Genomic DNA, 21,601 nt, shown 5'->3' with positions numbered 1-21,601 from the left:
AAACAGACTCATCAGGATGGCGAGTAGGAGTTTGATAATGAAAGAAATTCATGTTGTTCCACTCCAGTTATTTTGGTTATGAGTCATAGCGTTTAATGATTTAATTTATTCAACTGCTTCGATGAATATAGGCGTCGACAAAACACCAATAAGGGATAGCGACGTGACATATTCATTCAAGCTTAAGGGATTGGCTGGTCTAATCATCTTGTCTTTGCAGGCTGGCGTGGCGGTGCAGGCCGCCGAGGTGCCTGCGGGCGTTCAACTGGCCGCCAAACAGGAGCTGGTGCGGGCCAATGGTTACGAGCCGGCTACGCTGGATCCGAACCTGGCGGAAAGCAACGTGGAATTTTATATCTTCAATGACCTGTTTGAAGGGCTGCTGCGGGTGGGAAAAAATGGCGAGGTGATCCCCGCATTGGCCACCAAGTGGGAAACTAAGGGGACTGTCTGGACCTTCCATCTGCGGCCAGAAGCGAAATGGTCAAATGGCGATCCGGTGACCGCCGATGACTTCGTCTTTAGCTGGCGTCGCTTGACCGATCCCAAAACCGCTTCACCCTACGGCAGCTATCTGGCGTCGGCCTATGTATTGAATGCGGCGGAAATTAACGCCGGTAGCAAACCGGCGAGCGAACTGGGCGTGAAAGCGTTGGATGCCCATACTCTGCAGGTGACGCTGGCTGAACCTAACTCCTATTTGCTTAAACAGCTGGTGCATTTTCCGGTGCTGCCGGTAAATCGGAAAGTGGTGGAGCAATACGGCAAAAACTGGACCCAACCGCAAAACTTCGTCGGTAACGGAGCTTTCAAACTGGCGCAGTGGGTGGTGAATGAAAAAGTGGTAGTAGAGCGAAATACCCAGTATTGGGATAACGCCCACACGGTGCTCAATAAGGTGACATTCCTGCCGCTGCAAGGGTTCCCGGAAGTGGCGCGTTTTCGCGCCGGTGAGATCGAACTGGGTTATAGCGCGCCGCCAGAGTTATACCAACAGCTGAAAAAAAACCTGGGCGATGAGCAACTGGCGACTTATCCGCTGCTGTCGACCAGCTACTTTGCCTTTAATAACCGGCAGCCGCCCTTTAACGACGTGCGGGTGCGTCAGGCGCTGAATCTGGCGCTGGATAAACAGGTCATTGCCGGCAAGGTCTTGGGCTATGGTCAACAGCCGGCCTGGACCTTTACCCCAACCGGCGCCGGTGGCTTTACCTTACAGCCTGGCGTGGCGGCGGGGTGGTCGCAAGAGCAACGCATTGCCCAAGCGAAAAAGCTGCTGGCGGAAGCCGGTTTTAACGCGCAGCATCCGTTACGTTTCACTCTGCTGTACAGCAACGACGCCACCATCAAGAAAATTGTGATCGCCGCTAGCGCGATGTGGAAAAAGAACCTGGGAGCAGAGGTCACTTTGCAAAATCAGGAGCGCAAGGTGGTATTGGACAACATCAACAATGGGCAATACAGCGTAGCCTTCAGCCGTTGGTTGGCGGATTACAACGATCCTTCCACTTTCTTGAACGTTTTCCGCTCTACCAGCAGCGAGAACTCGGCCAAATATGCCAATGAGCATTACGATCGGCTACTGCACCAGGCTACCGCGGCGCAAAGCCCGGAACAGGTGCAGCAGGCCTTCCAGCAGGCAGAAGATGTGTTGGCGGTGGATACGCCGGTGGCCCCGGTGTACTACGAGGCTAACGCCACGCTGGTCAAACCCTATGTGAAAGGCATCGACTTTACCCGCCAGGGGCCGTTGTACGACAAAAACGTGTATATCCTCGCGCATTGACGGTAAATAATGTGGGTTAGGATTGTTCCGTCCCACATTTTATTATTTTTACCGAAAATGTTTTTTCTAAATGTTTCATCAACGGCAAGCCAGATTTTTGCCCATCGATTAAAAACCCTGCCTATACTGCCCCCCGTAGTTTATATGCAGTATCTCGTTTGGCGAGGCTCCTATACAAACACAGGTTACTGATCTGACGACATCGAGAGATGCCCAAGGTTAAGACAGGCTTTATCGGATTAAGGTTCAGCCCAAAGTAACTTCTGATTAACACATCAGATACGTTGTATAGTGCTAAAACCTGGACGCGGAGATAGGCTTTCTGCACTCCCTCTGTGGTTAACGCCCCTATGCGATTCGCTGTTGAAGTTTAAACAGAAATAGGGACTAACATAATGAAGTCACATCAAAATTACCTCTCCCCGGCGTTGGCCCATGCTGAAACTCAAGACGAGTCTTTGGTTGCAAGCTATATGAATGCCGATTTTATTACCGTTCCCGGCAATATGACGGTCAGTAAAGCCAAGGAATATTTTCTTTCTCAGTTAAAAACGGATGAAATTCCCGCACAGCTGTTTGTCACTGCTGACGACTATCATCTGCGTGGCACGCTGTCGGTAAAAAAATTATTGCAGTGTGAAGAAGAGGATAAACCCGTTGGCGTGATGATCAATCACAGCTATTTCCAGGTCTCTCCCGATGACGATCGTAATGATGTCGCCCATTTATTGGGCAAGGGCGGGCTGGACGTAGTGCCGGTGGTGGTGAATAAAACGCTGGTGGGCGTGCTGGGCGAAAAAGAAATTGCCCGGCTGATTGAAGATGAAAATACCGAAGATGCGCAGCGCCAGGGCGCCAGCCTGCCGCTGGACAAGCCCTACCTGGAGACCAGCCCCTGGGCTTTATGGCGTAAGCGTTCGGTATGGTTACTGATGCTGTTTGTCGCGGAGGCCTATACCGGCAATGTGTTGAAGGCATTTGAAGATCAGTTGGAAGCGGCGATCGCGCTGGCGTTCTTCATTCCGTTGCTGATCGGTACCGGCGGTAACAGCGGCACCCAAATCACCTCTACACTGGTTCGCGCCATGGCGCTGGGAGAGGTCAGCCTGCGTAACCTCGGCGCGGTGATCCGCAAAGAGGTGTCCACCTCGCTGCTGATAGCCGTGACCATCGGCGTCGCCGCCTGGGTGCGCGCCTGGATCATGGGCGTAGGTATGGACGTGACTCTGGTGGTCAGCCTGTCGTTGGTGGCGATTACCGTCTGGAGCGCCATTGTTTCATCCATTATCCCGATGCTGCTCAAGCGCTTGGGCATTGACCCGGCGGTGGTGTCGGCACCGTTTATCGCCACCTTTATTGACGGTACCGGCCTGATTATTTACTTCAAAATTGCCCAGCACGTGCTGGGAATATAAAAGGCTCTCCGCCCTGTGTCTCTGCCGGGGCGGAAATTAACTCACATTGTACAGGAGGTCCGTAAATATCCATGAGCACTAACCTAATCCGCTTTTTAATTAAAGAGGTTTTTATCGATAACAATTAACCGAGGAAGAAATAATGGGAAATATGACATTTTTTGTAGGATTCCTGTGCATCATCAGTTCATTGGGCCTGTTAGCCGCCTATATGAGCTCTAAATGGGATGATTAATGAACGCTGAAGACTCGCCTGGAGGCATCCTCCCTGAAGTGATTTATTTACTACGGGGAGGATGCGATTAAACTCTGACCGCTAAATGCGGCTTGATGGAGTATAACGATAATGATTATTTCTATTCTTGGCCTTCTCTACGCCATTTTGATGATTGCTGTGGGTGTGAATGAGATTTATTTTTATTCAACCGGAAAATCAGAATTTCTGTCTAGTTTAATGCTGACATTCTCGGGTAGTATGCTGCTGGTTGCTTTTGCCTGGCAATACTCGACTAAAATAAAGAAATGAATGCCCCTTTGAATGTGAGCCGTAATATGCAAAATGAAAAACAATCCGTTGCCAGAAATTCCATGATAGCCAGCGGGCTATTGGCGACCGGGAAATTTATTGCCGGTATTTTTACCGGCAGTATTGGTCTTATTTCTGAAGGGATCCACTCTTTCACCGATTTTATCGCCACCAGCATTACCTGGCTGGCGGTACGCATCAGCGACAAACCCGCTGATGACGACCATCATTTTGGCCACGGCAAGGTCGAAAACCTGGCCGCGCTGTTTGAAGTGCTGTTGTTGCTGGGCGCCGCGGGCTGGATTGTTTACGAGGCCGGCAAAAGCTTGCTCGGGGAGGCGCATGAAATCGTCGCTGCCCCAGTGGTGATTGCGGTGCTGTTGATCTCTATTGGGGTCGATTTTTTCCGCGTCAGGGCGTTGAACCGCGTGGCAAAGGCTACCGACAGCGCGGCGCTGGAGGCCGATGCGCTACATTTCTTTTCCGATATGCTGGCTTCTGCCGTGGTGCTGTTGGGCATGGTGTTCGTCATGCTCGGCTTCAACCGTGCAGACGCCATCGCGGCGTTGATCGTAGCCTGTTTTATTGTGGTCGCGGCGGTGAAACTGGGGAAACGTTCATTCGATTCGCTGATGGATACCGCGCCTGCCGGTGCCAAGGAAGAAATCGATGCCTTGCTCCAGAGCTTCCCCGCAATACTGGCCACCGAGAATATTCGCATCCGCAACGCCGGTGCCATGCTGTTCATTGAGGTCACCGTCGCCGTGTGCCGCACCTTGCCGCTGGAGCGTATCAACGCGCTGAAAAAGTCTATTGCTGAACGTCTGGAACAGCAGTACGCCAATGCCGAGGCTACGGTGATTGCCAACCCGCAAACCCGCAGCGACGAAGACATGGCGACGCGCATTCGGGTGATCGCCGCCAACCACGGGGCGGTGGTGCAAAATTTGGCGCTGCAGCAATTGCCTGAACGCATGTCGATCAGCCTCGATCTGGCGGTGCCGGCCAGTGCCAGCGTGGCGCAAGCGCACGATATCGCCAGTGAGATTGAAACCTTGCTGCGCGAGGCGATTGGCGAGAAGACTGAAATCGAAACCCATCTGGAGCCCCAGACACACCACTGGATTGCCAGCGAAGATGTTGCGCCGGACGAATTGACCCACATTCGCCAGATCTTGCAGGCAGCGGTGGAAAACGGTGAGATGGTGCAGGACGTACACAACATTCGTGCGCGCAAAACCGCGGATGGCATTATCGTCAATTTTCATTGTCGGGTTTCTCCGGCGGCCTCCATTGTGTCGGCTCACGCGGCGGTGGACAGCATCGAACGCCAGCTACGCGCACTGTATCCCACGGTTACGCGGGCAGTCGGGCATGTAGAACCTATCAAGCCCGGCGTCTAAGTTCACAGGGTGGCCCGTCGTGCGGCCACCCGATCCCAACTTCTTTCATGCAATACGGATAAAACCGGATGGATTCGTTCGCTTGTTTCCTTAGTTTATTTACTTTACTGTAAAGTAAATAAATTAAGGCGAGTCGCGAGGATCCCAATGAAAATCGACCCAAAGCCAGCGGGCCATCAGTGCATATCGATGTGCCATATCCCCTTCATTCAGACAGGAGGGTAAGCGATGCTGGCGCATTTCTTTGTATTCCGACCGGTATTCGCCGCCGTGTTGGCTATTTGCATTATGGCGGCGGGTGTTTTGGCATTGCTGACGCTGCCGGTGGAGCAGTATCCGGATATTGCTCCGCCGGGCGTTACCGTTACCGCCAACTATCCTGGGGCCGCGGCCAAAACGGTAGAGGACAGCGTGACTCAGGTGATCGAACAGCAAATCAAGGGGATCGATGGCCTGCTGTACTTCTCCTCGACCAGCAGTTCTGCCGGGCAGGCGCGCATCAGCCTGAGTTTCGACCAGCAGACCGATCCGGATATCGCCCAGGTTCAGGTACAAAATGCGGTTAATCAGGCTAACTCGCGGCTGCCGCAGGAAGTACAACAGCAGGGCATTACCGTCACCAAGTCTCAGGGAGACAGCCTGATGGTGGTGGCGCTGTACGATACCAGTGGGCGTATGGACAACGTTGATATCAACGACTTTCTGGTCAGTTCACTGCAGGATCCGCTGAGCAGGGTCGACGGCGTGGGCGAAACGACGGTATTCGGCGCGCAATATGCGATGCGCATTTGGCTGGATCCTTTACGTTTGACCAGTTACGGCCTGATGCCGTCCGACGTTCAGGCGGCGGTAGAGGCGCAAAATGCCCAGGTGACCAGCGGCGAGCTGGGGTCGCTGCCGACAGAGCCCGGCCAGGCCATGAATGCGACCGTCACCGCGCAGTCGAGACTGCAAACGCCCGAGCAGTTCAGCAACATCATTTTACGCACCAACACCGACGGTTCCGCCGTGTATTTACGGGATGTCGCTCGGGTGGAAATTGGTGCAGAGAATTATCAGAACCAAACCCGGCTGAATGGTTACCCGGCGGCCGGGATTTCCATTCAGTTGGCCTCGGGCGCAAACGCGCTGGCGGTGGCGGAAAGTGTGCGGGCTGAGGTTGAACGCATGAGCCCCCAGTTTCCCGCCGGATTAAAAGTGGCTTATCCACGCGACAGCACGCCCTTTGTCACGGTGTCCATTGAGGGCGTGGTGCAGACGCTGATCGAGGCCATTATCCTGGTGGTGGTGGTGATGTATCTGTTCTTGCAGAACTGGCGAGCCACGCTGATCCCTGCGATCACCGTACCGGTGGTGCTGTTGGGGACCTTCGGCATTTTGGCGCTGCTGGGCTACAGCATCAATACCCTGACGTTATTTGCCATGGTGTTAGCTATCGGTCTGTTGGTGGATGACGCGATAGTGGTGGTCGAAAACGTGGAAAGGGTCATGGAGGAGGAAGGATTGCCCCCTCAGGAGGCAACGCTGCGCTCGATGGGTGAGATCAACAGCGCGCTGATTGGCATCGCTCTGGTGCTGTCCGCGGTGTTTATTCCGATGGCTTTTTTGGGCGGGTCGACCGGCATTATTTATCGTCAGTTTTCCATCACTATCGTTTCATCCATGGTGCTGTCCGTACTGGTGGCATTGACGTTGACGCCGGCATTATGCGCCGGTTTGCTTCGCCCAAGCGGTCACGGCAAACGGGGATGGTTTTTCACCCGCTTTAACCGCACGGTTGATCGCAGTCAGCAGGGTTACAGCCGTTGGCTGACGCATATTCTGGCGCGCAAAGGGTTTTACAGCCTGGTTGCACTGCTGATTACCGGCCTGATGGCATGGCAATATATCCGCATGCCAACGGGTTTTTTACCGGTAGAGGATCAGGGGTCAGTCATGGTGCAGTTCTCCATGCCGCCCGGCACCCCAATGGCGAAAACCCAGGAAGCCGCCGACGCCATTGCCGACTACTTTATGACCGAAGAAAAAGAAAACCTGAGCGTGATCTTTATGGTGGTCGGACGCAACAATGCCGGCAGCGGGCAGAATGTCGGTATGGCATTTGCGGAGTTAAAAAATTGGGATTTGCGCGACGGCAGTGAAAATACGGCGCAGGCGATCATTGCTCGCGCCAATCAGCACTTTAAAGGCAGCCGTGATGTGCAAGTCAACGTACTGTCACCGCCGGCGGTACGTGGCCTGGGGCAGTCCAGCGGTTTTGAGCTCTGGCTGCAGGATCAAAGCAATGCCGGTCATGATGCATTGCAGTTGGCGCAGCAGCAGGTGATTGCCGCGGCGAACGATGACCCATTATTGACGGCGGTGCGGGTAAACGGTCTGGAGGACAAAGCGCAGCTTCAGGTGGATATCGATCAGCAGAAGGCCAGTGCGCAAGGGCTACAGCAGTCGGACATTAATGACACGCTGTCTGCTGCCTGGGGCGGGGCTTACATTAATGATTTTATCGACCGCGGCCGAGTGAAGCGCGTTTACATGCAGGGGGATTCCTCCTCGCGCTCGGCACCTGATGACATCAATCAGTGGTTCGTTCGCGGCAGCAGCGGCAGCATGGCTTCATTTGCGAGCTTCGCTACCACACGCTGGCTTTCCGGGCCGCAAATGCTGCAACGCTTTAACGGACTTTCGGCGACGCAGCTGCAAGGAGCGGCGGTGCTGGGCGAAAGTTCTGGCACGGCGATGACCCAGATGCAAAACATTATCCAGGACGTTGCCGGTTTTGGTCTTGAGTGGAGCGGGTTGTCCTACCAGGAACAGGTGGCCGCAGGGCAAACACTGTGGGTTTATCTGGCCTCCGTGCTGTTTATTTTTCTGTGCCTGGCGGCACTGTATGAAAGCTGGTCAATCCCCCTCGCGGTGATGCTGATTATTCCCTTGGGCATTGTGGGTGCGGTGGTCGCTACGCGGCTGGCCGGTTACGAAAACGACATTTATTTCCAGGTCGGTATGCTGACCACGATCGGCCTCTCCGCCAAAAATGCCATCCTGATTATTGAATTTGCCGAGTCGCAGATGAAGTCTGGGCAAGCCCTGTTGGCGGCGACTTTGGAGGGGGCGCGTCTGCGTTTGCGGCCGATTGTGATGACGTCGCTGGCCTTCGTCGCCGGGGTGATCCCGCTGGCACTTTCGGTGGGGGCCGGAGCCTCCAGCCGGCGTGAGATAGGGATTGCGGTGATCGGCGGCATGATTTCTGGCACACTGTTGGCCTTGTTATTTGTACCGCTGTTTTTTGTGCTGGTGAAACAAGGGCTGGCACGATTGAAAAGCAAAAAATAATCCTTTCGACATGATCTTTGCTTGGCAGGAGTAAATTTACCATGAATAACCGGCAACCGGGGCGTCCGATGAAGGCCAAACCGCGTATTTTGGCCACTGCCAGCGAGCTGTTTCTGACTCAGGGATTGGACATTTCGCTGGATATGATTGCCACCGAGGCCGGAACCACCAGGCAAACGCTGTACAACCATTTCCCGGGAAAAGATGCGCTGGTACTGGAGACCTTCAGCTACATGAAGGAGATGATGCAGCCGCCGCTGAATGCCATTATGGCCGGAGATACGCAGGATCTTTCGCTGGTGCTGGGGCGTTTCGCTGCGGTGGTGCAGGATCATTTTTACCAAAAGAAAAGCATTCATTTCCAGCGGCTGTTGATCCAACTGTTGCAGCAACGGCCGGAATTGTACGCCACGCTGCAGCAGCGCGAGTCCGGGCGGGTGCTGCAGGGACTGGTCGCCTTATTGCAGCGTGCGCAGCAACGGGGCCAACTGACGCTGGGCAATGTCGAATTGCAGGCACAGGCTTTCTTGGGTGCGGTGATGGGGTATGGGCTTCCTGCTGCGCTGTTGTCTGACGAACTGCCGGACAAAGCCGAGTTGCAACAGCTGGCCGACGTCGCGGTGGCTCTTTTTCTGCGTGGTTGGGGCTATCGGAATGAATTGCCAACAGAGAATGACAGCGCCCGGTGAGGCCTCTGATTCAGGCAGATTAAAAGGCCGCCCGCAGGCGGCCCGTAAAGGTTAGTCCAAATTTAACTGTGCGGTAAGGCTCGCGATTTCACTTCGCCATTGCTGCTGCAGCTGTACTTTTTGATGCTTGGGTTTACGCGCCAGATCTTCTTGCAGTTTGCTTTCCAGTTCAAACAGCGCGGCCAACAGTCGCTCCTCGTCCGCATGCTGCAAGTCGCGACTGGCAGGCTGCTCGGGCGAGGTGGTCATTGGCGTGGCCTCCGGCGCTTGTGCCAATCGGTCGTAGACCGGCTCCAGATCCTGCCACTCTTCCAGCCGTTGCTGGTCAATCAACCAGAAGCGGTTACAGCTATTTTCGATCAGCATTCGGTCGTGGGTGACCAGCATCACTGCGCCCTCAAACTGACGCAGGGTCTCGGCCAGCTCCTCTTTGCCTTCCATATCCAGGTGGTTGGTCGGCTCGTCGAGCAATAACAGAGAGTAGTTGGCCAGCGTCAGCCCAACAAACAGCAGGCGCGAACGCTCGCCGCCGCTCAGGGTGCTGATTTGTTGCTGATGGCGCAGATAAGGGAATCCGGCACCGATCAGCGCCATTTTCCGCTGTTCCTCGGTCAGCGGCGCGAAATGCGACAGCGCCTTGCTCAGCGTGTCGTCGTCACGCAGTTGCTGCAGGCTCTGATCGTAATAGCCGATACGGACTCGCGGGTGGAACACGGCTTCTCGATGGCTTGCATCTTGATACTCACGCCACAGATGATGTAGCAGCGAAGATTTGCCACAGCCGTTACGTCCGACGATGGCGATGCGATCCCCGCTTTTGACCCGCAACGATGCCAGCCTGAACAGAACCGGAGCCTCCGCCGCCGGGCGCACGTCCAGCTGCGGCAAGGCCAGCAGGCGATCGGCATCCAGTGCCTCGCCCTTTAACCTGAGCCGCCATTGGCTGCCTGCGCTCAGCGTGGTTTGCTCTTCTTTCAGCCGATCAACGCGTTTTTCCATTTGTTTGGCCTTGCGAGCCAGGTCTTCGTTATCGTAAACCCGGCCCCACACGGCCAGCCGCTGGGCGCTTTTCGCCACCCGGTCGATCTCTTTCTGTTCCGCCTGACGGCGATGTGCATCCGCCTCATCCTGTTCCTCCAGCGCCTTGCGTGCGGCGGTACAGGGCAGGCGGAAAAACTGCAGGGTCTTATCGCGCAGGATCCAGGTGCAGTTGGTGACCTGATCCAACAGGTGACGATCGTGGGATACCAGCACGAAGCTGCCGGACCAGTTTTGCAGAAATCGCTCCAGCCACAGCAGCGTGGGCAAGTCCAGGTGATTGCTCGGCTCATCAAGCAGCAGCAGGTCGGGTTGGCGAATCAACGCGCGCGCCAACAGCAAGCGCGTATGTTGACCGCCGCTCAGTGTGCCTGCGGTCAGCGTCCATGACTCAGGCGCAAAGCCCAGGCTGCTTAGCAGCACCTCGCCTTGCCAGCTTTCACTGACGCGTTGATTTTCGGGTAAGCGCGCCAATACCGCATCCAGCAGGCTACAGTCATGCAGCGCTTCGGGCAGGTGTTGTTCTACCCGCGCCATCAGACACTGGTTGGAAGGGGTTACGCTGCCGGCGCTGGCGGGCAGATCGCCACTGAGGATTTTAAGCAGGGTGCTTTTACCGCAGCCGTTGTGGCCGATTAAACCAATGCGATCGCCTTTCTTCAGGCTGAAGGAAACCTCAACCAGCAGAGGGCCGAAATTGTTGTCGTAGCCGACAGATAATGCAGAAAGTAGTGTGCTCATTGCTTACTCAAGAGTTACAGGCATGCATATGCCTATCGTCAAACATCGCTGACGACAACCCGGTAAGCCGGAGGGAAGGGACTCAAATGTTAGTAAGCTTCGCTCAAGCCTGGGTTATCGCAGCACGATACCGGTAATGCTTGAGCAGCGGCAATTACTATAGAAGTGTGAGTAAAAAAACAATTCACACATCGGCATAGTAATCCTCCTTTATAACGTAGGTTAATGAATGAGCTGAGTATAGGGGGCTTTGGCAGGTTGCGCTAGTGTAAATTCGCAGCGTTATCAGTGCGGTAAGTGGTAAATCTTCATTGTTTTTAGTGACGTTGTCACCATGAGAATCGTGCTGAATGGGAGTAATACTGATATTTAAGCGGGGATTAAGCAGTTATCATAATCTCAGTTTATGATTAGCCAGGCGGGTCGGTGACTACCGGCCCGCCTGTTTCGTTTGTCTATCATGTAAAGGCTGAGCCCCGAATTTATGTTAAAGCCCCGTCAAATTATTCTTTTCCTGTTCCTGCTGTTTGGCTTGCAGTTGGCGCCGCTGACCAGCGTTGCCGCACAGGATGACAGCCCGGTAGCCGAAAGCCAGCCGGACCCTGCGACCGCCCTGAAAAACTACCAGAAGCAGTTGGACAGCATCAAACAGCAGGTTTCCAAAGCCAGTAACGATACCCAGCTCAGTAAGCTGAAATTGACCACTGACGATTTGGCCGCCAAGCTGGAAAAGCTGGCGGCCGACTTGCAACCGGCGCAAGAGAAGCTGCAGGCGCAACTGGACGTGTTGGGGCCGCAACCGGCGGCAGGCGCGTTGGCAGAAAACGCGGCAGTGGTACAACAGCGCAATGCCTTGAATAACAGCAAGAAGCAGCTCGACGAAGCGGTTCAACGCGCACAGGCGATGAGAGCTGGCGTACTCGAACTGGGGCAACAAATCAGTGACTTACGTCGCGTCGCGTTCAAAAGTCAGTTGGCGTTGAATACCGGTAGCGTGTTGGGCACCAAATTTTGGACGCCGGTGATAAAGCCTGCCGATGACGACGTGCAGCGCCTGGATCAGTTCAACGCCGCAATGAAACAGACCTGGGACGCCAGTTGGCAGGAAGATTCACGTTACGGCACCCTGGGTCTGTTGGTATTGGCGGTGGTTATCTGGTCGTGGGGGCGCTATTTTTCCGAGCGTTTCCTGGCGTGGGTGAGCATCCGTTATCTTCCGGACGGGCGTTTGCGCCGCAGTTTTATGGCAATCATGACCGTCACCGTCACGGTTGTTACTACCAGCATTGCGTTGAACCTGCTGTTCCTCACCTTCACACGCGTACAACCCTTACCGGTGATGCTGGAGGATTTCGCCGGGAGTTTTTATCAGTTAGGGATTTTCTGCGCGCTGATTGCCGGACTGGGGCGCGCAACGCTGTCACTTAATCGCCCTTCGTGGCGCCTTGGCACCCTGGATAATGCCGTTGCCTCAGGTCTGCGCTATTTCTCGCCGCTGTTGGCCGGGCTGGCATTGGCATTTGGTACGGTAGAACTTATTAATAATGCCGTCAGCGCCAGTTTGAGCACCACCATTTTCGGTAACGGCCTGGTTGCCGGCTTGATTGGCATGGTGTTGCTGGCGATGCCACTGCGTTCTCAGCGTATCCGCCGTCAGTTGGAACAGCAGGGCGAACACGTAGAGAAGCGCTCCACCATCAGTGGGCTTTTGCATATGAGCACCCTGGTGTGTTCAAGCGTGATCTTGCTTTCGCTGCTGATAGGGTATATCGCTTTTGCCCGTTTCCTGACCTATCAGGTGATTTGGATCGCGCTGGTGTTAATGACGTTCTATTTCCTGGTGCTGTTCGCCACTGACCTGTGCGCGGCAATCTTCTCGCCGCAAACCGCCAGTGGCAAGATGCTGAAGAAGTCGCTTAATTTTAAGGATCGCCACCTGGAGCAGATGGCGATCATCTTCACCGCCATCGCCAAGTGCTCGCTGCTGTTGTTGATGATTGTCTCGTTGTTTAACGGCTCGTTTGGCACCACGACGCCCAACTCGCTGTTGGAAAAGATCATCGCCATTCTTAGCGGCGAAGGGCTGAAACAACTGAACATTGTGCCCGGCAACCTGATCAATGCGGTGATTTGCCTGGCCATTGGCATCTATATTCTGCGAGTTACCCAGCGCTGGTTAAGCCAGGAACTGCTGCCAAAAACCATTGCAGATATCGGTATTCGTGCGTCGCTGGTGACGTTGTTCAGCAACGTGGGCTACGTGCTGTTGATCCTGATTACCCTGGCGGCGCTGGGCATTCAGTGGAACAACCTGGCCTGGATCGTCAGTGCCTTGTCGGTGGGTATCGGTTTTGGTTTGCAGGAAATCGTGAAGAACTTTATTTCCGGTTTGATTCTGTTGACCGAACGCCCGGTGAAAGTCGGCGATATGATTGGTATCGGCGGCGTAGAGGGGGACGTGCGTCGTATCAATGTGCGCGCCACCGAGATCCAGCTTAGCGATCGCTCGACGATGATCGTACCTAACTCTCAACTTATCTCTCAAAACGTGCGTAATGCCACCATGGGCAATGCGCAGGGGGTGGTAACCATTGCGCTGACCTTCCCGACGGATATCGATCCGGAGCAGGTTCGCAACATCCTGCTGAGCGCTTATCAGGAATATGAAGCCATTCTGGATGCCCCGGCGCCCTATGTTCGCTTCAGCCAACTCGGCCCGGACGGCATTATCCTCAGCGTGACCGGTTATGTCGCCAGCCCGCGCATGGTCGGTTCAACCAAGAGCGAACTGTTGTTCAATATTCTCAAATTGCTGCGGGCGCACCGTGTCAACATGTCGAGCCCGCAGGAAGTGGTGTTTATGAAACAGCAGGCGAAAAATCTGGCCAACGAAGAAGAACAATCTTCGTAGCTGGGATTACCACAGCCCGGCGCAAAGGACAGCGCTGAGATAAAGGCCTACGCCGAACACGGCGTGGGCCTTTTGCTCGACGTACGCCCGCATGAAGAGTATGCGCTGGGGCATTTGCCTGGCGCATTGAACATTCCGTTGGAAGAACTTGAACGTCGATTGGCCGAGTTACCCGAAGGCCGTGAAGTGGTCGCCTATTGCCGCGGCCCTTACTGCGTGCTTTCGGTTAACGCCATTGTTGTGCTGCGCGCCAAAGGTCGCGAGGCCCGCAGGCTGGAAGACGGATTTCCTGACTGGAAAGCGGCGGGCCTGCGTATAGAGATCTGATCGCGGCCCGCATGGCTTGCGTTAGTGCATCGCCGGTACCACCGACTGAGAGCAGTCGCTGTTGGCGCTGGCGGAGGAATTATTGCAGGTTTGTGGATCGTTATGCACCGGCGGTGGCGGCACATCCTGTGGGCCGCCCCGGCCAAGGCAGCCGGAAAGCATCAGCATCAAAAACAGGGGAATTATCGCTTTCATCTCAATTACCTCCTATCTGTACACTCCGTTAAGTATATGCCTTGTAACAGATTGAGGGCGCCGAATGATGCGTTATAGACAGGGTCTATATTGCACCGGGTGAAACCAATTTCACTTCGGCCCGCCGACGGCCCTATGCTGTTGTTGCATAGGCAATCTTTTTCTGGAGGCACAATGGAAACACATCAGCTTGCGGCGTCGGTGCTGGCCGCCTTTGGCGGAGCGGAAAACCTGACCAAGATACGCTACTGCGCCAGCCGTATCAGGGTGGAACTGCGCGATGCCGGGCGGCTGGATCGACCAGCTATCGATGGCCTGACCGGGGTCAAAGCGCTGCTGGAGGTCGACACGCCACGCCTGACGACCGAATATCAGCTGGTGGTGGGGCCGGGCAATGCCCGACCGCTGTACCAGGCGCTGGTGGCGCTGACCGGCGAGAGGTAACTACGACAACAGCGGGCGGATCTGTTCCAGGTGTTGCTGCATTAAGGTTTGCATCTGCACCACATGGGGGGCATCCGCCTTTTCGCGCATCAAATAAATACCGACGGTGCAACGTGGTCCTGGCTGGACCAGCTGCAGGGGTTCAATGCCGTAATCCGCAAAATAGCCTGCCATACAGGAGGGATAGCTCAGCAGTACCGCATCGGAATCGTTAATCATGTCCACAGCCGACATCATGGAATTGGTCGAACAAATCACCCTCTCCGCCAGATGCAGGCGGTTTCGCGCCAGCTTTTTCGGTTGCATATCTTCCACCATATGATGGTAACGACTCTCATCCGGGGTCAGCTCAACGCAGGGATAGTCCAGCAGCGCATCCGGCCCCACGCTTTGCCCTAGCAGCGGATGTCCGCGCCGGACGAACATACTGTCGGTGGTGCCAAAAAGCGGCAGAAAGCTGATGCCTGCTTTGGGGTTCAGCCCCTGAATTTCATGGCCGATAAACAAGTCGATATCTCCGCCCAACAGCAGATCCATCAGGCGCAGGTGGTTGCCCAGATCGATATGGATATTCACCATCGGGTGCAGCTTGCGATAGGCATTGAAGCTGTCGCGCACAAACATATACCACCAGGCGTGGCCGGTACCCATGCGCAGGCTCTGCTCCTGTCGGGCTTTGATAAATGCCAGTTTGATCAGCGTGTTGTCGTAAATACGCTGCATCATTTGTGCCTGTTCCAACAGCAGATCGCCGTATTCTGTGGTTTTCACTCCGGTTGAGGTACGCTCCAGCAGCTGTACCCCCAAATTCTCTTCCAGCTTCTTCATGTTGTGGGTCAGCGTCGGCTGGCTCAGGCAAAGTTTGTTTGCTGCATGACTCACATTTTTGAACATTGCCACTTCGATAAACTGCCGCAGAATTTTGTCCACGATCATATTTTCCACTGGTGGTATAGAAAGTTTCTATATCGTAGCGATGAAAAACGATTTCCGCCAATGACCCGCCTTCGATAGCTTGCTCCTATGCCGGTATTCCCAGCCGCCACCAGAGAGGATGCAATGAGAAGATTGATACCGAGTATGGTTGCCGCCGCACTGGCGTTGATGTCCGGGCAAGTATTGGCCGACACGTTGCGTATGCAATGCGCGCCAAGCAAAGAAGGGCGCCAATACTGCAACGAGATCAAACAGCGCTTTGAGGCTCAGACTGGCCATACCCTGGAATTTATCGATCTGCCTCCTGCCTCCGATGAAAAGCTGTCGCTGTTCCAGCAACTGTTTGCCGCCAAAGACGCCAGCGCCATCGATCTGTTTCAGGCCGACACCGTATGGATCGGCGTATTGAACAAACACCTGCTGGATCTGACCGACAGCGTGAGCGACATCAAACAGGATTTCTTCCCCGCCGCCTGGCAAAACAACGTGGTTAATGGCCGGGTCAAAGCGGTGCCGGCCTATCTGGACAGCGGTGCGCTCTACTACCGCAAGGATCTGCTGGAGAAATACGGTGAACAACCGCCGGAGACCTGGGCCGATCTGACCCGCGTCGCAACCCACATTCAGCAAGCTGAGCGTGCCGCCGGCCACAAAAACTTTTGGGGGCTGGTGTTTCAGGGAAAATCTTATGAAGGGCTGACCTGCAACGCCCTGGAGTGGGTAGCGTCGCAAAACGGCGGCAGTTTTATTGATGCTCAGGGCAATATCACCATTAACAACCCGCAAGCGGCGCAAGCGCTGAATATGGCCGCCGATTGGATTGGCAAAATCACGCCGAAAGGCACGCTTGGCTACATGGAAGAAGAGTCGCGGGCGGTATTCCAAAACGGCGATGCGCTGTTTATGCGCAATTGGCCCTACGCCTACGTGCTAGCGCAGGACAGTAGCAGCGCGATCCGCGGCAAAGTGGGGGTGATGCCGTTGCCGAAAGGGGCTGACGGCCATTCGGTCAGCGCGTTGGGCGGTTGGCAGTGGGCGATCAACGGCTATACCAAACACCCCAAGGCGGCCATCGCGCTGCTGAAAATCGTCAGCGATGCCGAATCGCAAAAAAGGGCGCTGGCGTTATTGGGTCAGGCTCCTTCGCGCACCGCGCTGTACGACGATCCGCAAGTATTGGCGCAGGCGCCTTATTTGGCAGACTTCAAGGGCATATTCGCGCAGGCCATGCCGCGCCCGGCCACTCAAACCAAACGGCAATACGCGCAGGTTTCCCGAGCCATCTACAACGCCACCTTTAACGTATTGCGCGGTGACAGTGACGGTGTCACCGCCGTGGCGGATTTACAGCAGCGACTGGAACGGATCAAAGCCAGAGGATGGCGCTGAAAGCGCAAGGCCGAGTTATCTCCCCATTAACCGCCGGAGTCTGATGCATGAAACGCGATACGCACGCTTTATCCCTGACGGCTACCCCTGATGAGTCAGCCCAGGTGCTGCCGGCCAGGCGCAGCAAACTGAATCACCAACAGCGGCGCAGCCGCATCGCCTGGTTACTGGTGGCACCGGCGATGTTGCTGCTGGCGGTGGTAGCCGGCTGGCCGCTGCTGCGCACCCTGTTTTACAGCTTTACCGATGCCATGCTGGACGCGCCGGACGATTATCGGTTTGTCGGCTTCGCCAACTATCTGGATCTGACTGAGGGTGGTCACCACTACGGGGTGTTGGCGGATCCGCTTTGGTGGCTGGCGGTAGGCAACACGCTGCGCTTCAGTTTGCTGTCGGTATCGCTGGAACTGGTGTTCGGCATGCTGCTGGCGCTGCTGATGAATCAAAAATTCCGCGGCCAGGGGCTGGTGCGCACCGCCATTTTGGTGCCCTGGGCCATTCCGACCATCGTGTCCGCCAAAATGTGGGGCTGGATGTTCCACGATCAGTACGGCGTGGTGAACGACCTGCTGCTTAAAACCGGCATTATCGCCACGCCCTTGGCCTGGGTAGCGGAGCCGGGGCTGTCAATGTGGGCGGTGGTGATTGCCGACGTGTGGAAGACCACGCCGTTTATGGCCTTGATGTTGCTGGCGGCGCTGCAACTGATCCCCGGCGATCTGTATGAGGCCGCCCGCGTCGACGGTGCCAATGCCTGGCAACGGTTCCGCCGCATCACCTTGCCGTTGATTATGCCGGCAATGATCGTCGCGCTGATTTTCCGGGTGATGGATGCGCTACGGGTATTTGATCTGATTTACGTGCTGACTTCCAACAGCGAAGCCACGGTATCGGTGTCCGGCTACGCCCGGGATCGCATGGTCAGCTATCAGGAAATGGGCTCCGGCTCTGCCGCATCGGTACTGGTCTTTATGATGGTGGCGGGGATCGCCGCTTGCTTCCTTACGCTGGGCCGCCTGAACGACAAGGAGAAACAAGCATGAAACTGAGCCGCCAACAGCAGAAATACGGCCATAAAACGCTGATCTTCGCCGCGGCCGCCTTGGCCAGTGTGATCTGCCTGTTTCCGTTCTACTACGCGCTGATCACCTCGTTGCGTTCCGGGCAGGATCTGTTCCAGGTTGCTTATCTGCCGGGCAATCTGCACTGGGGCAATTATCTGACCGCATTGATGGAAAATGGCATTGCCCGCAGCCTGCTGAACTCCATTGTCGTGGCGACGCTGACGGTAGGCATTTGCCTGCTGGTGTCGATCACCGCCGCTTTTGCTCTGGCGCGTATCCGTTTTCGCGGCCGTAAGTATCTGCTGTTCACCATTCTTTGTGTCTCGATGTTCCCGCAGGTGGCGGTGTTGTCCGGCATGTTTGAGTTGGTGCGTTTTATGGGGCTGTACGACTCCCTGGGCGCTCTGGTGCTGTCCTATACCACCTTCTCGCTGCCGTTTACCGTCTGGGTGTTGACCACCTTTATGAAGGCGATCCCGGCGGAGCTGGAAGAGGCGGCGATCGTCGACGGTGCCGGTACCTGGACCATCATCACCCGCATCTTCGCGCCCATTATGGGGCCGTCACTGGTGACCACCGGACTGCTGGCCTTTATCGGCGCCTGGAATGAATTCATGTTCGCCCTGACGTTCGTCATTTCCAGCGGCAAGCGCACCGTGCCGGTCGCCATCGGCATGCTGCAGGGCGCCTCTCAGTTTGAACTCCCCTGGGGCACCATCATGGCGGCCTCGGTCATCGTCACACTGCCGATCATCGCACTGGTCCTGATTTTCCAGCGCCGCATCGTCAGCGGATTAACCAACGGCGCAGTAAAAGGCTGATTTTCGATTAACCCTGAAGCAGGAGAAAAGTAATGGCTACAAAAATCGTTTTAGTGGGAGCGGGCAGTGCGCAATTCGGCTACGGCACGCTGGGGGATATCTTCCAGAGCAAAACGCTGTACGGCAGTGAGATTGTGCTGCACGACATCAATCCTTCCGCTCTGGCGGTGACCGAGAAAACCGCCCGAGACTTTCTGGCTGCGGAAGACCTGCCGTTTACCGTCAGCGCCACCACCGATCGCAAAACTGCACTGAAAGGGGCGGAGTTTGTGATTATTTCCATCGAAGTGGGCGACCGTTTTGCGCTGTGGGATCTCGACTGGCAGATCCCTCAGCAGTACGGTATCCAGCAGGTGTACGGTGAAAATGGCGGCCCCGGCGGGTTGTTTCACTCGCTGCGGATTATTCCGCCGATCCTCGACATTTGCGCCGACGTTGCCGACATCTGCCCCAACGCCTGGATATTTAACTATTCCAACCCGATGAGCCGCATTTGCACCACCGTGCACCGTCGCTTCCCGCAGCTGAATTTCGTCGGTATGTGCCACGAAATCGCCTCACTTGAGCGCTATTTGCCGGAAATGCTCGGCACGCCGTTTGAAAACCTTAACCTGCGCGCCGCCGGGCTTAACCACTTCAGCGTGTTGCTGGAGGCCAGCTACAAGGACAGCGGCAAAGATGCCTATGGTGACGTGCGTGCCAAGGCACCGGACTATTTCTCCCGCCTGCCGGGCTACAGCGACATCCTGGCGTACACCCGCACCCACGGTAAATTGGTGCAGACCGAAGGCAGCACTGAGCGTGATGCGTTGGGTGGCAAAGACAGCGCTTATCCCTGGGCTGACCGCACCCTGTTCAAGGAAATTCTGGAGAAATTCCACCACCTGCCAATCACCGGCGACAGCCACTTTGGCGAATACATCCGCTGGGCCAGCGAGGTCAGCGATCATCGCGGCATTCTCGATTTCTACACCTTCTACCGCAATTACCTGGGGCAGGTGCAGCCGAAAATTGAATTGAAGCTGAAAGAGCGCGTGGTGCCGATCATGGAAGGGATCCTGACCGATTCCGGCTATGAAGAGTCGGCGGTCAATATACCGAACCAGGGCTTTATCAAACAGCTGCCAGACTTTATTGCGGTGGAGGTGCCGGCGATCATCGATCGCAAAGGGGTGCACGGTATCAAAGTGGCTATGCCGGCCGGTATCGGCGGGCTGCTCAGCAACCAGATTGCCATTCATGACCTGACCGCTGACGCGGTGATTGAAGGCTCTCGCGATCTGGTGATCCAGGCGCTGTTGGTGGATTCGGTCAACGACAAATGCCGCGCGATCCCCGAGCTGGTAGACGTGATGATCTCACGCCAGAGCCCGTGGCTTGATTACCTGAAATAAGCCGGATAGCGGGGCGCATATCGGCGCCCCGCAGCATGCCAACTGGGGTAAACGGGAGGAATATGGCGCAACTTACGCTTGAAAAACTGCAAAAACGCTACGGCGCAAACGCAGAGGTTATCAAATCGCTGGATCTGCAAATCAACAGCGGGGAATTTGTGGTGATCGTCGGCCCTTCCGGATGCGGAAAATCAACCCTGCTGCGGATGATCGCCGGACTCGAGGAGATCAGCAGCGGCGGCATGTATATCGATGGCAACTACGTTAACGACGACACGCCGGCGGAACGCGGCATCGGCATGGTGTTCCAGTCCTACGCGCTTTATCCGCACATGAGCGTTTATAAAAACATGGCCTTTGCGCTGGAGTTGGCGGGCCATTCTGCGGCTGAAATCGACAGCCGGGTACGCGAGAGCGCACGTATTTTACAGCTCGAGCCGCTACTGGATAGGCGTCCAAAGGATCTTTCGGGCGGGCAGCGGCAACGGGTAGCGATTGGCCGCGCCATCGTACGCGAACCCAAGTTGTTTTTGTTCGACGAACCGCTGTCCAACCTCGATGCGTCGCTGAGGGTGCAAATGCGGATGGAAGTGGCGTCGCTGCATAAGCGGTTGGGATCGACCATTATTTATGTCACCCACGACCAGGTTGAAGCCATGACCTTGGCGGATCGCATCGTGGTACTGAACCAGGGCCACGTCGAGCAGGTCGGCACGCCGCTGGAGCTCTACGATCAACCGGCTAATGAATTTGTCGCGCAGTTTATCGGCTCGCCGAAGATGAACCTGATCCCGGCGATTTTGCGGCGCGCCGGTGAGCAGCAAAGCGTGGTCGAACTGGATAACGGCAAGGCGCTGGTCCTGCCGATCGCCACGCCGACCGAGGCGGAAGGCCAGAGCGTCAATGTCGGTATCCGCCCGGAGCATATTCGGGGGGGCGAACGCGCGGAGTGCGAGTTTCAGGGCGAGGTGATGTTTGTCGAACACATGGGGAATGAAACCTACCTTTATCTGGACAACGGCAACGCCGGTGAACCCTGGGTGCTGCGCAATCCCGAGCGCTCCAGCATCCAGGCCGGCGATACCGTCGGCGTGCGGCTGCCGGTAGAGTGTTGTTATCTGTTTGACCGTCAAGGTCGGGCGTTTCAGCGCATTTTGTCCTCGGCGCAGGCGCATTAATTTATTAAGGA

18 protein-coding genes and 1 riboswitch are annotated in these 21,601 nt (G+C 55.7%); of the genes, 15 read left to right on the top strand and 3 right to left on the bottom strand.

What is annotated here, in order from left to right; all coding sequences use genetic code 11:
• Positions 1–121: 121 nt before the first annotated feature.
• From EBA31_RS13355 to EBA31_RS13330, 7 genes are all read left to right on the top strand, one after another.
• The gene (locus EBA31_RS13355; RefSeq protein WP_122079437.1) at positions 122–1,786 is read left to right on the top strand and encodes an ABC transporter substrate-binding protein; all 1,665 of its coding nucleotides are present in this window, start codon (positions 122–124) and stop codon (positions 1,784–1,786) included.
• Positions 1,787–1,932: 146 nt separating this feature from the next.
• Positions 1,933–2,106, top strand: a riboswitch (M-box (ykoK) riboswitch).
• A gap of 72 nt (positions 2,107–2,178) precedes the next feature.
• Positions 2,179–3,201 carry a magnesium transporter gene (locus tag EBA31_RS13350; protein WP_081835853.1) on the top strand — a complete coding sequence of 341 codons (1,023 nt, stop codon included), beginning with the start codon at positions 2,179–2,181 and terminating at the stop codon, positions 3,199–3,201.
• Positions 3,202–3,343: 142 nt separating this feature from the next.
• Complete coding sequence (gene mgtS, locus EBA31_RS26795) at positions 3,344–3,436, top strand: protein MgtS (RefSeq protein ID WP_156033825.1); 93 nt, start codon at positions 3,344–3,346, stop codon at positions 3,434–3,436.
• A gap of 111 nt (positions 3,437–3,547) precedes the next feature.
• The gene (locus tag EBA31_RS13345) at positions 3,548–3,727 is read left to right on the top strand and encodes a hypothetical protein (RefSeq protein ID WP_020827000.1); all 180 of its coding nucleotides are present in this window, start codon (positions 3,548–3,550) and stop codon (positions 3,725–3,727) included.
• 26 nt (positions 3,728–3,753) lie between these two features.
• Positions 3,754–5,130, top strand: coding sequence for a cation diffusion facilitator family transporter (locus EBA31_RS13340; RefSeq protein WP_122080628.1), 1,377 nt, complete (start codon positions 3,754–3,756; stop codon positions 5,128–5,130).
• Positions 5,131–5,358: 228 nt separating this feature from the next.
• On the top strand, positions 5,359–8,463 hold the full coding sequence (locus EBA31_RS13335) for an efflux RND transporter permease subunit (RefSeq protein WP_122079436.1): 3,105 nt from the start codon (positions 5,359–5,361) through the stop codon (positions 8,461–8,463).
• Positions 8,464–8,504: 41 nt separating this feature from the next.
• Entirely contained in the window at positions 8,505–9,152 is a 648-nt protein-coding gene (locus EBA31_RS13330; RefSeq protein WP_122079435.1) for a TetR/AcrR family transcriptional regulator, read from the top strand.
• 51 nt (positions 9,153–9,203) lie between these two features.
• Here EBA31_RS13330 and EBA31_RS13325 read toward each other — a convergent pair whose 3' ends face one another.
• Positions 9,204–10,931, bottom strand: coding sequence for an ABC-F family ATP-binding cassette domain-containing protein (locus EBA31_RS13325; RefSeq protein WP_122079434.1), 1,728 nt, complete (start codon positions 10,929–10,931; stop codon positions 9,204–9,206).
• Positions 10,932–11,415: 484 nt separating this feature from the next.
• On the opposite strand from EBA31_RS13325, the gene EBA31_RS13320 reads away from it, so the two are divergent.
• Both EBA31_RS13320 and EBA31_RS13315 read left to right on the top strand, forming a co-directional pair.
• Complete coding sequence (locus tag EBA31_RS13320) at positions 11,416–13,842, top strand: DUF3772 domain-containing protein (protein WP_122079433.1); 2,427 nt, start codon at positions 11,416–11,418, stop codon at positions 13,840–13,842.
• Positions 13,843–14,169 carry a rhodanese-like domain-containing protein gene (locus tag EBA31_RS13315; protein ID WP_122079432.1) on the top strand — a complete coding sequence of 109 codons (327 nt, stop codon included), beginning with the start codon at positions 13,843–13,845 and terminating at the stop codon, positions 14,167–14,169.
• A gap of 21 nt (positions 14,170–14,190) precedes the next feature.
• Here the strand turns inward: EBA31_RS13315 and EBA31_RS26925 are convergent, their stop codons facing one another.
• Positions 14,191–14,364 (bottom strand): hypothetical protein, encoded by a 174-nt coding sequence (locus tag EBA31_RS26925; protein ID WP_020826993.1) that lies wholly within the window; start codon positions 14,362–14,364, stop codon positions 14,191–14,193.
• A gap of 174 nt (positions 14,365–14,538) precedes the next feature.
• Here EBA31_RS26925 and EBA31_RS13310 point away from each other — a divergent pair, with 174 nt between their 5' ends.
• Positions 14,539–14,808: a PTS transporter subunit EIIB gene (locus tag EBA31_RS13310; protein WP_122079431.1), complete on the top strand. Its 270-nt coding sequence runs from the start codon at positions 14,539–14,541 to the stop codon at positions 14,806–14,808.
• On the opposite strand, the gene EBA31_RS13305 is transcribed toward EBA31_RS13310, so the two are convergent.
• The gene (locus EBA31_RS13305; RefSeq protein ID WP_044551345.1) at positions 14,809–15,744 is read right to left on the bottom strand and encodes a LysR family transcriptional regulator; all 936 of its coding nucleotides are present in this window, start codon (positions 15,742–15,744) and stop codon (positions 14,809–14,811) included. It lies immediately after the preceding gene.
• Between the two features lie 123 nt (positions 15,745–15,867).
• On the opposite strand from EBA31_RS13305, the gene EBA31_RS13300 reads away from it, so the two are divergent.
• The 5 genes from EBA31_RS13300 to EBA31_RS13280 all read left to right on the top strand — a co-directional run bounded on the left by EBA31_RS13300 (position 15,868) and on the right by EBA31_RS13280 (position 21,590).
• Positions 15,868–17,133: an ABC transporter substrate-binding protein gene (locus EBA31_RS13300; RefSeq protein WP_122079430.1), complete on the top strand. Its 1,266-nt coding sequence runs from the start codon at positions 15,868–15,870 to the stop codon at positions 17,131–17,133.
• A gap of 47 nt (positions 17,134–17,180) precedes the next feature.
• Positions 17,181–18,176: a carbohydrate ABC transporter permease gene (locus EBA31_RS13295; RefSeq protein ID WP_020826989.1), complete on the top strand. Its 996-nt coding sequence runs from the start codon at positions 17,181–17,183 to the stop codon at positions 18,174–18,176.
• Positions 18,173–19,018, top strand: coding sequence for a carbohydrate ABC transporter permease (locus EBA31_RS13290; protein WP_020826988.1), 846 nt, complete (start codon positions 18,173–18,175; stop codon positions 19,016–19,018). The genes EBA31_RS13295 and EBA31_RS13290 overlap by 4 nt, the downstream gene beginning before the upstream one ends.
• Before the next feature lie 32 nt (positions 19,019–19,050).
• A complete protein-coding gene (locus EBA31_RS13285) occupies positions 19,051–20,412 on the top strand; it encodes an alpha-glucosidase (protein ID WP_122079429.1) in 1,362 nt (453 codons plus the stop codon).
• 62 nt (positions 20,413–20,474) lie between these two features.
• Entirely contained in the window at positions 20,475–21,590 is a 1,116-nt protein-coding gene (locus EBA31_RS13280) for an ABC transporter ATP-binding protein (protein ID WP_122079428.1), read from the top strand.
• The last annotated feature ends 11 nt before the right edge of the window (positions 21,591–21,601 follow it).

This window comes from Serratia sp. P2ACOL2 (assembly GCF_003691565.1).
In the GTDB taxonomy this organism is placed as follows: Bacteria; Pseudomonadota; Gammaproteobacteria; order Enterobacterales; family Enterobacteriaceae; genus Serratia; species Serratia liquefaciens.
This window is presented reverse-complemented; position numbering and strand designations above follow the sequence as displayed.

Excerpts from the sequence above, each read along its gene's own strand:
- EBA31_RS13355 (WP_122079437.1), top strand. The coding sequence starts at position 122 with ATGAATATAGGCGTCGACAAAACACCAATAAGGGATAGCGACGTGACA.
- mgtS (WP_156033825.1), top strand. The coding sequence starts at position 3,344 with ATGGGAAATATGACATTTTTTGTAGGATTCCTGTGCATCATCAGTTCA.
- EBA31_RS13345 (WP_020827000.1), top strand. The coding sequence starts at position 3,548 with ATGATTATTTCTATTCTTGGCCTTCTCTACGCCATTTTGATGATTGCT.
- EBA31_RS13340 (WP_122080628.1), top strand. The coding sequence starts at position 3,754 with ATGCAAAATGAAAAACAATCCGTTGCCAGAAATTCCATGATAGCCAGC.
- EBA31_RS13335 (WP_122079436.1), top strand. The coding sequence starts at position 5,359 with ATGCTGGCGCATTTCTTTGTATTCCGACCGGTATTCGCCGCCGTGTTG.
- EBA31_RS13330 (WP_122079435.1), top strand. The coding sequence starts at position 8,505 with ATGAATAACCGGCAACCGGGGCGTCCGATGAAGGCCAAACCGCGTATT.
- EBA31_RS13325 (WP_122079434.1), bottom strand. The coding sequence starts at position 10,931 with ATGAGCACACTACTTTCTGCATTATCTGTCGGCTACGACAACAATTTC.
- EBA31_RS13320 (WP_122079433.1), top strand. The coding sequence starts at position 11,416 with ATGTTAAAGCCCCGTCAAATTATTCTTTTCCTGTTCCTGCTGTTTGGC.
- EBA31_RS26925 (WP_020826993.1), bottom strand. The coding sequence starts at position 14,364 with ATGAAAGCGATAATTCCCCTGTTTTTGATGCTGATGCTTTCCGGCTGC.
- EBA31_RS13310 (WP_122079431.1), top strand. The coding sequence starts at position 14,539 with ATGGAAACACATCAGCTTGCGGCGTCGGTGCTGGCCGCCTTTGGCGGA.
- EBA31_RS13305 (WP_044551345.1), bottom strand. The coding sequence starts at position 15,744 with ATGATCGTGGACAAAATTCTGCGGCAGTTTATCGAAGTGGCAATGTTC.
- EBA31_RS13300 (WP_122079430.1), top strand. The coding sequence starts at position 15,868 with ATGAGAAGATTGATACCGAGTATGGTTGCCGCCGCACTGGCGTTGATG.
- EBA31_RS13295 (WP_020826989.1), top strand. The coding sequence starts at position 17,181 with ATGAAACGCGATACGCACGCTTTATCCCTGACGGCTACCCCTGATGAG.
- EBA31_RS13290 (WP_020826988.1), top strand. The coding sequence starts at position 18,173 with ATGAAACTGAGCCGCCAACAGCAGAAATACGGCCATAAAACGCTGATC.
- EBA31_RS13285 (WP_122079429.1), top strand. The coding sequence starts at position 19,051 with ATGGCTACAAAAATCGTTTTAGTGGGAGCGGGCAGTGCGCAATTCGGC.
- EBA31_RS13280 (WP_122079428.1), top strand. The coding sequence starts at position 20,475 with ATGGCGCAACTTACGCTTGAAAAACTGCAAAAACGCTACGGCGCAAAC.